This is a genomic window from Rothia sp. 110740021-2 (assembly GCF_054263775.1).
In genome coordinates this window covers 911553-923222 of record NZ_JBSZFE010000001.1, presented here as the reverse complement: position 1 = coordinate 923222, position 11670 = coordinate 911553, and the positions used below count along the sequence as shown (strand labels likewise).

Annotated in this window: 8 protein-coding genes; 2 read left to right on the top strand and 6 right to left on the bottom strand. The window is 56.8% G+C overall.

The window, feature by feature from the left end:
* Window positions 1-150 precede the first annotated feature (150 nt).
* The 5 genes from ACUXHH_RS03870 to ACUXHH_RS03850 form a co-directional block, all read right to left on the bottom strand.
* Window positions 151-609 carry a hypothetical protein gene (locus ACUXHH_RS03870; RefSeq protein WP_458390860.1) on the bottom strand — a complete coding sequence of 153 codons (459 nt, stop codon included), beginning with the start codon at window positions 607-609 and terminating at the stop codon, window positions 151-153.
* A 156-nt stretch (window positions 610-765) separates the two neighbouring features.
* On the bottom strand, window positions 766-1026 hold the full coding sequence (locus ACUXHH_RS03865; RefSeq protein WP_458390859.1) for a hypothetical protein: 261 nt from the start codon (window positions 1024-1026) through the stop codon (window positions 766-768).
* A 923-nt stretch (window positions 1027-1949) separates the two neighbouring features.
* Window positions 1950-3524, bottom strand: a complete 1575-nt coding sequence (locus tag ACUXHH_RS03860; protein WP_458390858.1) for an LPXTG cell wall anchor domain-containing protein — start codon at window positions 3522-3524, stop codon at window positions 1950-1952.
* Window positions 3525-4067: 543 nt separating this feature from the next.
* Complete coding sequence (locus ACUXHH_RS03855) at window positions 4068-4868, bottom strand: SDR family oxidoreductase (RefSeq protein ID WP_458390857.1); 801 nt, start codon at window positions 4866-4868, stop codon at window positions 4068-4070.
* A gap of 140 nt (window positions 4869-5008) precedes the next feature.
* Window positions 5009-5323: a penicillin-binding protein gene (locus ACUXHH_RS03850; RefSeq protein ID WP_371568680.1), complete on the bottom strand. Its 315-nt coding sequence runs from the start codon at window positions 5321-5323 to the stop codon at window positions 5009-5011.
* Window positions 5324-5877: 554 nt separating this feature from the next.
* Between ACUXHH_RS03850 and valS the strand changes: the two genes are divergently transcribed.
* Entirely contained in the window at window positions 5878-8610 is a 2733-nt protein-coding gene (valS, locus tag ACUXHH_RS03845; RefSeq protein WP_458390856.1) for a valine--tRNA ligase, read from the top strand.
* Between the two features lie 611 nt (window positions 8611-9221).
* The gene (locus tag ACUXHH_RS03840) at window positions 9222-10778 is read left to right on the top strand and encodes an LssY C-terminal domain-containing protein (protein ID WP_458390855.1); all 1557 of its coding nucleotides are present in this window, start codon (window positions 9222-9224) and stop codon (window positions 10776-10778) included.
* Between the two features lie 117 nt (window positions 10779-10895).
* On the opposite strand, the gene ACUXHH_RS03835 is transcribed toward ACUXHH_RS03840, so the two are convergent.
* Window positions 10896-11537 carry a DsbA family oxidoreductase gene (locus ACUXHH_RS03835; RefSeq protein ID WP_458390854.1) on the bottom strand — a complete coding sequence of 214 codons (642 nt, stop codon included), beginning with the start codon at window positions 11535-11537 and terminating at the stop codon, window positions 10896-10898.
* Between the last annotated feature and the right edge of the window lie 133 nt (window positions 11538-11670).

The window sequence follows — 11670 nt, the reverse complement described above, 5'->3', positions numbered from 1 at the left end:
TGTGAGCATTTCTCAACATCAGATTCCAAGAAACCGTTTTGTGGCAGCGCGCGAAATATACCGCATCACCTAAATACCCTCGCACGCCGACGGCTACACTCCGCCAGGTAGAGCGCTAAGACGGCTTCTACTCCCCTAGCCTCGTTTCACCTAGTCTCGCTTCAAAGAGTTAAAACGTGACACACCCAGGGTGCCAAGAATCAGACCGCCACCCAAAATCACCAAAATCGGCAACAGGGGCGAGGACTTCTCAACTCCGCGAGTAATTTGCGCCTCCGTCGCCTTCAGACCATTCGGTGACCCCGACTCAGTGCGCACCTTCGACGAGGAGCCATTCAAAATCGCGGCGCGACGAGACTGTGCCGCCGAATCATTACCGGACGGCAAATCAGACTCAGGGGTTGCCTGCACAACATAGGCCTGCCCAGTACGGTACCCCAGAGCCGAAGAAGATTCAGGGCTCGAAGAGCGCGAGGAGCGAGGAACAGAAATCATGGCGTCCCGAGTTCCCGGCGCCATAGCAGTATCGGAACGGATACCGCGGACCTTGTTGCCGCCCGCAGCACTATTTACGGTAGAATCGCCGCTAGAAATCGCAGTAGGGCTCACAGAAGGTACCCTACCGAACACGCAGGCACCCGGCAGAGCCTCTCCCCCTCAACAACTCCCCTAGAGAGAGCCACGCCTCACAGCACCAAGAAACAGATACGCTAAACTACTCCGCACCCAGCTCTTCAGCACCTTCAAGTCGACGACGATGCACATTCACCGCCACAGCACTACCCACAAAAGCCACCAACCCAGCAGGGCAATATTCAACAGCAACGTACTCTCCAGCAGCGTGCCGTTATCATGAGCGCTCGCCTTCAGCTTCGAACCGGAAGAATCACCACGCAACTTCGAACTACGATCATAAAAACTACCCAGATCAACAGCACCCACACTCTCCTGAGGAGAAGCAACATTCACCGTTTCAGACTCCGAAGACTGATAACCCAGCAGGTTCACCACAGTACAGCCGGGCAATAGCGTGCATGACCAGACATAATCATCGTCTCAGGAGCCTGCACAGAAGTATCCGCCACAGAGCTTCGAGACTGCGCAGTAATCCGCACGAGCAGAACGCTGAGCCTCAAGCCGCGCCTCCACCTTTACGGCGCGGGGAACTCCGGTGGTGTCCGGGAAAAATGTTCTGGCAGCTAGCCATAATCTCGTCGACTGTTACACCAGGCTTGGGCGTAAACTCAATCGAGACAGTCTCACTGTTGCTCAGATTCTCAATTTCCGCCATGTACGGCTGCTCAACATTGAGGCACTGGTGTATGCTCAGCTCCAAGTTGCCTTCATCATTCTTTTGAGACAATCAGATGAGCTGCGGGTACGATCATGAAGGGAATTGCTCTATTTATCGGTAATTCCACACTAACAATACTTTTTTATTTATTGTGGTAAATATGCTTTACCTCCCAAGTATTTTACTGTGCAATAAACCACATAGCATATTTTTTATCTTTCAGAACTCCATCAAGAGCACTCAAAATACATAGACTAGATAAAGCTTTTCAGCTCCACCTTGAGAGTCAAAGTTTTATTGCATATATATGTAGATTAATGGATTTGCAATAAAAATATTCTGTGCTTTAATGCATTTAATTTATTTATTTTAAGTGAAAAAATAGCAGGTCATGCCACTTTTCCTACATTGTTTCACAAAGAGTACAGACCGATACTCCTGATAGAATCCCCCTCACCATTGAGCGCAACAAGCCAACCCCTCAACCGACACGCCCCCTCCCCCAAGCATCCAGGCACAGAAAGCACGGGAAAGAAAAAACACAGATACGCAAAAGTGCCACTAACACTCTGTCTAAAGTATTAGCGGCACTTACTTCACACACCTCGCGGTGAGCATCAGATGTTTAGAGCCTGGGCTATTAAAGCCTAAGCTATTAGAGGCTGCGGCGGCGCAGGAGCATCAGTGCGGCACCAGCAATCAGAGTTGCAGCGCCAACGCCTGCGATACCTGCAACACCTTCAGCACCGGTGTTAGCCAGCTGCGGCTTCGAGGAAGCCGAAGAAGAGGTCGAAGTCGAACCCTTAGTGCCGGAGAAGCCTACGGTGTGACCCTTGGAGCTAGAGGAGGTAGCAGCAGAAGCGTTGCCAACCTTAGCCTTGGGTGCCTGAGAAGTGGGCATGCGGGTCTCGGTTACGACAACCGAACCGTCTTCGCGCATTTCAGCGGTGAAGACGCTGGTGGTACCGTCGCCGTTATCACGAACAGTGGTATTGTCATCCTCGGTTGCTGCCGGCAGGGTCGGTGCTGGGTTGTTCGCATCGCTCACAGTAGCGGTGGTGACTGCAACCTGGTGAACCAGACCATTGGGGTCGCTGGTTGCCACCATTGCGTATGCGTAACCGGGCTGCAGCAGTTCAGCAAGAACGCCAACCTTGACACGGAAGGTGCCGTTCACGATTTCAGAAGCAGGCACATCGTGGGTTGCCAGAGCCTCACCGGTGATGTTGCCGCTTGCATCCAAGCGGAAGATCGCGATCTGGACACCGTTAGCGACGGACTCGTGGGTGAAGCCGGAGCCGTTGAAGGTCAGAACGTTGTACTGGTCGTTTGGATCTAGGGAAGCATCCTCAGTGGTGAGGGTTGCGTTCTCGGGTACCGCGGGTGCCTCGGGCGCGGGGGTCTCTTCCTTGGGTGCCTCGGGTGCGGGAGTCTCATCCTTGGGTGCCTCGGGTGCCGGGGCCTCTTCCTTGGGAGCTTCCGGTGTGGGAGTTACAGGAACGGGGGTCTCTTCCTTGGGTGCCTCGGGTGCCGGGGTCACGGGTGCAGGAGTTTCTTCCTTGGGGGTCTCCGGTGCGTGGGTAACGCTCTCAGTAACCTTGAAGGAGGAGATAGCTACGAGCCTCTGATCGGGCTGACTCTGCGGGTTGCTTACAGCAGACAGTGCGTAGGATGCGCCGGCGGGCAGCTTGCTTGTTTCAACGGTGATGGAACCTTTGAAGGTGCCATCCTGAATCTGGTCTGCGGGTACCACAACGGTAGCAAGAGCCTCGCCGGTGATCTGGTTGTCTGCATCCAGTGCGTAGATGCTGACCTGCACACCGGGGCCAACCTTCTCGCCGTAGAAGCCTGCGCCAACAATGTTCACAGTGTTCAGCTGTGCATCAGCGGGGAAGCGAGCATCCTCAATAACGATGGAGGGGTCAGCCTGCTTCACCTCGGGAGCCGGGGTGTCGGGACTGGTCGGCTCGGGGGTTGCCGGAGTGGTGGGGGCATGAGTCTCAGCCTTGGGAGCCTCAGTTGCCTCGGTCTTAGGAGCCTCTGCCTTGGGAGTCTCGGTTGCGTTGCCGCCGGGCAGGGAAGAAGTCTGAGAAGATGCCTTCTGATCAACAACCTGCTGCTGATCGGCGGGTGCTTCTGCCGCAAAGGTTGCCGGGATTGCTGCTACAGATCCAGCGGTAAAAGCTGCCGCAGCTGCAATCTTGTAAACGCGACGGGTAGTCTTCGACATTTTTCCTCGATCTCTGAATTATCGATGGTGAACCTAAGCGGCGCGCCTCCGTCATTGAGGGACGCACAGATTCACATATGGGTGTGATTGCTAAAAGGCTAACACCCGACTCTGAGTCTTCTACTCTTTTAATATCCACTTTAAGTAACTGTAATGAAATCGTTATAAAACCATCTCTTAAGTTGAGGGTTATTACAGACCAATTGTGGTGTTTTCCGGTCATATACTGACATATGAGCGCCGACGACCTTACACTTTGATTGCATTTTAGGAAATTAGGATACTTTCCATGAATAATTTCACCCCAACTATTTCACCATAGTGAACCATAAGTCTCATGTACCACTTTATGGTTCTATTAAGTACTCTTGGACATCTCTCCCCCACTCTTTCCCACCCCGCGTAGCACCCCAACCAAAGCTCCATACAAGCCGCAGACCTCCCGCGCACACGAACAAAAAGCCTCGCCCGCATCCTAAGAATCAGGAATGCAGGCGAGGCAAATATAAAACCCCCGCATCAGCGGACGCAAGATCACAAAACTTAGCTCTCTTTGCGAATCACCTTGAACTGGCTGGGCTGCGCCACCGGGCGAATAGTAATACGGTCGAGGTTCACGTGGTGCGGAACGTTTAACGCAAAGGTCACAGTCTGCGCCACATCCTCGGCAGTCAAAGGTTTCTCGACTCCGGCATAAACACGCTCAGCCGCCTCCTTAGAACCCAGACGATTCAGGGAGAATTCCTCGGTACGCACCATGCCCGGGCAGATCTCAATCACGCGCACATTATGCTCTGCCTCTTCCAAGCGCAGCGCCTCCGTCAGGCTGCGAGCGCCGAACTTCGCCGCGTTATATCCGGCGCCACCCTCGTAGCCGTGCTCAGCAGCAGTGGAGGTCAGATTCAGAATCGTGCCGTAGCCATTCTGCCGCAGTGCCTCCGCGAAAGCACGCACCATATGCAGAATACCGAGCACATTCATCTGGTACATCTTCAGATAATCATCAGGCTTACCCTCTGCGACCTTGTCCACACCAATAGCACCACCAGCAATATTGAGCAGGGCATCAATAGTGCCCTGCTCTTCCAAAATCTGCTCGGCAACGAAGCGTACGGAATGCTCGTCGGTCACATCACACGTAACCGGATGTGCACCAGTCTCGGTGTAAAGCGTGTAGAGGCGGTCAGTACGCCGCGCCACTGCATAAACAGTCCATCCGCTAGCCACCAGCTGATGCACCGTAGCTCGCCCAATACCACTGGAGGCGCCGGTCACCACGGCAACTTTGCCAACACCGGTATTGGGCAGGAAAGGAGATACAGGAATGTGGGTGTTCTCAGTCATACTTTAATCCTAGTAGAGCGATGCCCGCGGGTGCTCTGTTCGAGCAGACCCGCGGGCATATATTTTGAAATGTTCGATAGCGAGATAGATGCCGACAATGCCACTATTCAGGACGAACGGTACAGGCACTGTCACACCTACTACTTGCGGCGGCGAGGCAACCCCCAACGGCTCCTGCCGCCGTCACGGAACCCAAGGCGGTGCTCAAAATAGACGGGCGAGCTACTACCGGTCCTGATGGTGTCCGGAGGGACTGTACCTTCACGCGCCGACATCAGATAAAGAATCGCGGCACCGGGCATGAACACAATCAGAGGCAGTACGAAACGCATACGCGCCTCACCGTAACCGCTACACACAGCCAAATGCCAGACGCACAACGCAACCAGCACCAGGTGCAGTATCAGCAAAACAGTTTCAGGCGTACCCAAACCAAAAATACTCAGAGAACTCATTGGCAACTCCTCGAAGGTCATGTACTTTCAGTCTACGCCGCCTCCGCGCTACTGAGAAGGATTCACCTGCTGTTGATACTCAAGATTTTCGCGCCTACACTGCTGGTAATCGAGGGTAGATAATAGGGGGGTTCTCTCCCCCTCGCCATTTTCCGCTGAGTTTACCGTTGAATCCCCCGGTTACTCCTCATACCGCATACTCCTCATATAGGGAACTTCCATGACAGCAATACCGCACGAGCGCATCACCGCGCTACACGAGCAACGCCGCACCCTACAGCAGAGAGCACACAGCATCCGTGCCGCCACCGGAACCCCCTACAGTTCTGAGGTTCACCTGCTACTCGGGCAGAGCTACCTCGACCCCGCCAGTTGGCAAGAACTCACCGCCTCCAGCGGGATACGTGCCGCAGCACGCAGGGCACAATTTGCGCGCCGGTACCGGCACCTCCTGGCGCGTCTAGAAGCCGCCCTCGAGCGGTACGAACAGCACAGCGCAGCGCGGAATTCCCCTGGGGCTGAGAGAATGCCGTGAATATGAGAAAATAGCCGTTATGGCTGAAAACATTTTGGGCTCAGACTCGCCCGTACAGATTAACGTTCCCGACCGCCCCGCCCTGGAAGGCCTCGAAGAGAAGCTCTCGCAGCGCTGGACCGACGAGAAAACCTACGCATTCGACGAGAACACCACTCGCGAACAGGTCTACTCCATTGACACCCCGCCGCCGACCGCATCTGGCTCCCTGCACGTGGGTCACATGTTCTCCTACACCCAGACCGACGTCATTGCACGATACCAGCGCATGACCGGCAAGAACGTGTTCTACCCGCTCGGCTGGGATGACAACGGCCTGCCCACCGAACGCCGTGTTCAGAACTACTACGGCGTTCTCTGCGACCCCTCGGTGGCAGACAACGACTCCTTCCGTGACCTGATCACTTGGAAGGCAGACGGTACCCCCAAGCCTGACCGCAGCCAGGCAAAGTGGCCGCGTATCTCCCGCAACAACTTCATTGAACTCTGTGAAGAGCTCGCGGTTGAAGACGAGAAGGTCTTCGAAAACCTCTTCACCACCCTGGGTCTGTCCGTTGACTGGTCGCGCACCTACCGCACCATCGACGCGCACTCCCGCAAGGTCTCCCAGCTCGCCTTCCTGAAGGATCTGGAAGCAGGCAACGCCTACATGGCAGAAGCACCGACCATGTGGGACGTCACCTTCCGCACCGCAGTGGCACAGGCTGAGCTGGAAGACAAGGAACGCCCCGGCGCGTACCATCGCATCAGCTTCCACCGCCCCAACGGTGAGAAGGTCTGGATTGAGACCACCCGCCCCGAGCTGCTGCCCTCCTGTGTGGCTCTCGTGGCACACCCGGACGATGAGCGTTACAAGCCGCTGTTCGGCACCACCGTCACCTCCCCGCTGTTTGGCGTTGAGGTCGAGATTAAGGCGCACCCGCTGGCACAGCCGGATAAGGGTGCCGGTATCGCCATGATCTGTACCTTCGGTGACACCACCGACGTCACCTGGTGGCGTGAACTGCAGCTGGACACCCGCGCCCTCATCGGTCGCGATGGCCGTTTCTCCCGTGAAACCCCCGAGTGGATTACCTCCGCCGAGGGTCGCGAGCGCTACGAACGCATGGCAGGCACCACTGTCTTCACCGCGCAGAAGACCGTCGTGGAGATGCTGGCTGAGGCTGGCGAAATGGACGGCGACCCCAAGCCGATTACCCACCCCGTGAAGTTCTACGAGAAGGGTGACAAGCCCCTCGAAATCGTTGCTTCCCGTCAGTGGTACATCCGCAACGGTGGCCGTGACGCGGCACGCCGCGAGAATCTCATCGAGCGCGGCCGTGAGATGAACTGGTTCCCCTCCTTCATGCGTAGCCGCTACGAGAACTGGGTTGAGGGTCTGAACGGCGACTGGCTGATTTCTCGCCAGCGTTTCTTCGGCGTTCCCTTCCCCGTCTGGTACCCGCTGGACGCTGAGGGCGAGCCGGACTACGAGAACCCGATTCTGCCGACCGAAGAGATGCTGCCGGTTGACCCCGCATCTCAGGCTGCTCCCGGTTACACCGAGGACCAGCGCGGCGTAGCGGGTGGCTTCATCGCTGACCCGGACGTTCTGGACACCTGGGCTACTTCCTCCCTGACCCCGCAGATTGCGACCGGCTGGGGCGTGAACCCGGACCTGCATGCGAAGACCTTCCCCATGGATCTGCGCCCGCAGGGTCACGACATTATCCGTACCTGGCTGTTCTCCACCGCTGTTCGCGCGGAGACCCTGGCTTCCTCCGTGCCCTGGTACAACACCGCGCTTTCCGGATGGATCCTTGACCCGGACCGCAAGAAGATGTCCAAGTCTAAGGGCAACGTTGTGGTCCCGAACGAGGTTCTGGAGAAGTACGGTTCGGACGCTGTACGCTACTGGGCTGCTTCCGCTCGCCTGGGTGCTGACACCGCCTACGACGAAGGCCAGATGAAGATTGGCCGCCGTCTTGCTATCAAGCTGCTGAACGCATCCAAGTTCGTGCTGAACCTGGGCGCTACCGAGAAGTCCGTGATTACTTCTCAGGCTCAGGGTCGTGTGCTGATCAACGCTCTGGACCGTTCCCTGCTGGCTCGCTTGGCGTACCTGATTGAGGAAGCAACCGCCGCATTCGAGAAGTACGAGTACGCTCGTGCCCTGCAGATTTGCGAGAGCTTCTTCTGGTCCTTCACCGACGACTTCGTTGAGCTGATTAAGGACCGTGCGTACGGTGCTCGCGGCGAGGAGGAGCAGGCTTCTGTTCTGGCTGCGCTGGCAACCACCCTGGATGCTCTGCTGCGCTTGTTCGCGCCCTTCCTGCCGTTCGTGACCGAAGAGATTTGGTCCTGGTGGCGTGCAGATAGCGTGCACCGCGCCGAGTGGCCGCAGGCACTGCCCATTCTGGAAGGTACCCTGCTGGCTGAGTACTCTGCACAGAACCCGACTGCCGGCATTTCTGCCCAGTGGGTCCTGGCGGATGCTGACCCGGCTCAGATTGAGTCGCTGAAGCAGATTCTGCCGGATGTTGCTGAGGCTCTGGGTGGCCTGCGTAAGGCTAAGAGCGACGCGAAGGTTAAGCAGCGCACCGAGGTGGAGTCCGCAACTATTGCGGCTCCGCAGGCTCAGCTGGATCGCATTGCCGCTGGCATGGCTGACTTGAAGGCTGCCGGTAACGCTCGTGAGCTGTCCCTGGTGGCAGCTGAGGGTGAGCTGGAGGTTCGCGATGTTGTGCTCGTTGTGGAAGAAGCAGCTGAGTAATTTTGCCAAATTTTAAGCGTTCTTCGTTTAAATTTATGACGCTGTTTGAGCGTTGAAGACGGGGCGGTACCGATTGACGGTACTGCCCCGTCTTCTGTGCCTCTGTATGTTAGTTTTCTATTTTCTGGGGTTGGGTTTAGGTCCGTTAGACCATGGAATATTCAACTTCGGCAGGCGCATAAGTCTGCCCAGGCTCTACACGCCAGCTGCACCAACGAAGTGTATGATCTCTGGCATCAACACATCTCCACCAGCGCCGCCACCGATGAGGCGAGCATCGCCTCCGGTTCTTTAAGCACTCAGCAGCTTGAGGCCTGACCCGCAAGTGGGTGCACTTCATGCGCGAAAACTGCGATATGCTACACCACGAAAGCTCCATCACCGCCGCACGTGCCGCGGTTGAGACTAAGCCCCCCCCCAAGTAGGACCACCCCATATTCTCTTTCGTGCGGCAACACTAGCACTTTCGCGTTGGTACCGCGTTTTTCTGGGGCGGGGCAATCAAGCCAAGCAATTAAGCCCTGCCCGGAATGCATACTTCACACAACCCGTCCCTTGCTATAGTTATGGATATTCAAAGACCCTAACTATGTTTTGCAGAAAGGGCGGGAATGCCCCACCAAAAACGCGTCCTGCGGCCTATACGTAGTGACGTTGCTCCCCCAGTTACCTCTCCACCGGTCTACCGTGGCGATATTGACACACGCGGCTCAGCTCAAGACCTCGTCCCGCGCAGCTTGTGGGTCAATTTTTGGGATATTCTGTTCTTCATCTTCGCAGGCATCGCGGCTCTCGTGCTGACCTTCATGATTCTGGCGAATACGGTCGGCCACTCTTTTTGGGGTTTCCCCATCGCCTTCATTTTCTGGGCGGTCACCGCATACCTGACGCTACCGCGTTTTCACGCCATCATGACCCGCATCTACGTACCCGACTACTTTATTGGCCGTACCCGCACCCCGGACGGCCTGCTTGGTGACCCGGTCAATATCGGTCTGATTGGTACCGAGGAGCAGATTCACCAGGTCATGCAGGACGCCGGCTGGACTCGCGCTGACGACGTTACCCTCGTCTCTTCCTGGAAGATTATTCTTTCCACCATCACCCGCCGCTCCTACGCGGAGGCGCCCGTATCCCCGCTGAAAATTTTTGGCAAGACACAGGCTTTCGCCTATCAGAAGGAAGTGGACGGCAACCCCGAGAAACGCCACCATGTGCGCTTCTGGAAAACCCCGGACGGCTGGTTGCTGCCGGGCGGTCACCAGGTGGATTGGTTGGCAGCGGGCACGTACGACTCCGGCGTGGGTTTCAGCTTCTTCACCCTGCAGGTCACGCACCGCATTGACGCTGAAACCGACTTTGAACGCGACTACATTGTGGAGTCCATTCAGTACGCTCACCCGGAAACTCACGTTGAGATTCTGCACGATTTTTCCTCCGGGTACCACGCCCGTAACGGTGGCGGTGACGCAATCCGCACGGACGGCGCGCTCCCGGTCATCGTGCTGAACAACGAGGGCCTGGAGCCGCAGGAGCAGGAAGAAATTCACCTCTCCAGCGCGCACGACCTGGCGTACCGCATGCCGCTGAGTCTGCTGGTCGGTTCGGGTATGCTCATCGCCGTGACGCTCGCAGACATTATCAATAGCATCATTCTGGCGCTCAGCCGCCCGGCAATGCGCGCCAAGTTGCTGGAGGAAGGCTCCGGCAACGATGTTGAGTTGTTAAGCCTTTTCGATCAGATGGATAGCGACGTACTGCTGACCATTACCAGTACGGTGCTGGTTGGTTTCGTAGCGATTTATTCGGCGGTGCACCTGTTCCTACTGTGGAGCACCTTGCGAGGCTCGTCGAAGGCTCGCCGACTGGCTCTACTATTAACGGCTCTGAACTTCACGGCGATTACCGGCGGCGTGCTGTTGGGGCGCCAGTCCCTAATGCTGTCCACGATTTTCTTCCAGTTGGGCGTTGCCGTGTTCGCGATGCTAGCTTTCACCTCGGATGCGGCAGTCCAGTACACGGCAACCCGCACCTTCCATATGCGTGATACGAAGATCGTGCAGCGCGCAACGCACCCGAAGGTGCTCGAGCACAGGGCTCAGCACAAGGCACAGAAAGCGCAGAAGGCTCGCAGGGGTACCTCTGCAAGCCGCACTCACCGCGCGTAGAGTGCACGCTTCAGGGCAACATAGTGAATAGAAAAATACCGCCCGGTCAGTAACCGGGCGGTACTTTTATGCTCTGCAGCCGCAGACTCTAACGAGCCTCAGCGCAGTGCAGGATTCTTAGGCTTCGCCGATTTCGCCGTGGAAAATCGGGCCCACGTTACGGGGGCGCTTGAGCTCAAAGAAGCCGGGGTAGGAAGCCAGCGCCAGGGCGCCGTCGAAGAGCTTACCTGCCTCTTCACCGGCAGGGCTCGGGGAGATGACCGGGCCGAAGAAAGCGGTGCCGTTGATAGAGATCAGCGGAACACCAACATCGGTGCCGCCCACGGTCTCCAGCGCCAGGTTCAAGGAAGCGCGCATCTGCTCATCGTACTGATCGGTGAAGGCGACATCTGCCAGCTCTACGGGCAGGTTGACCTCCTCCAGTGCCTTGACGATTGCGTCGCGGTAGGAATCAGCCTTGTTGCTATTGTGGTGAATCTGCTCACCCAGAGCGTCGTAGAGGGGCTTGATGACCTTGTTGCCGTGCAGCTCCCGCACAGCGGTGATAAGGCGGGTCGGCGCCCAGGACTGGTCCATCATTGTCTGGTAGTCAGCGGGCAGCTCGCGACCCTGGTTGTGCATGGACAGGGAGAAGGGGCGCCAGGTCACCTCAACGTCGCGGACCTTCTGCACCTCACCAATCCAACGGGAGGTAATCCAGCACCAGGGGCAAATCGGGTCAAACCAAAAATCAACCTGTGCGGGTGCGTTCTCAGCCATGAGTGTTCCTCTCTCATATGATTACGCCAGCCGCTTCTATGAGCCGGCGCTTATTCTTGGGTACATGCTCTTCAACATATGCTCTTCAGGACATGTCAATGAGAGCGGTACCTGCTAGTGAGCCGTCACCCCA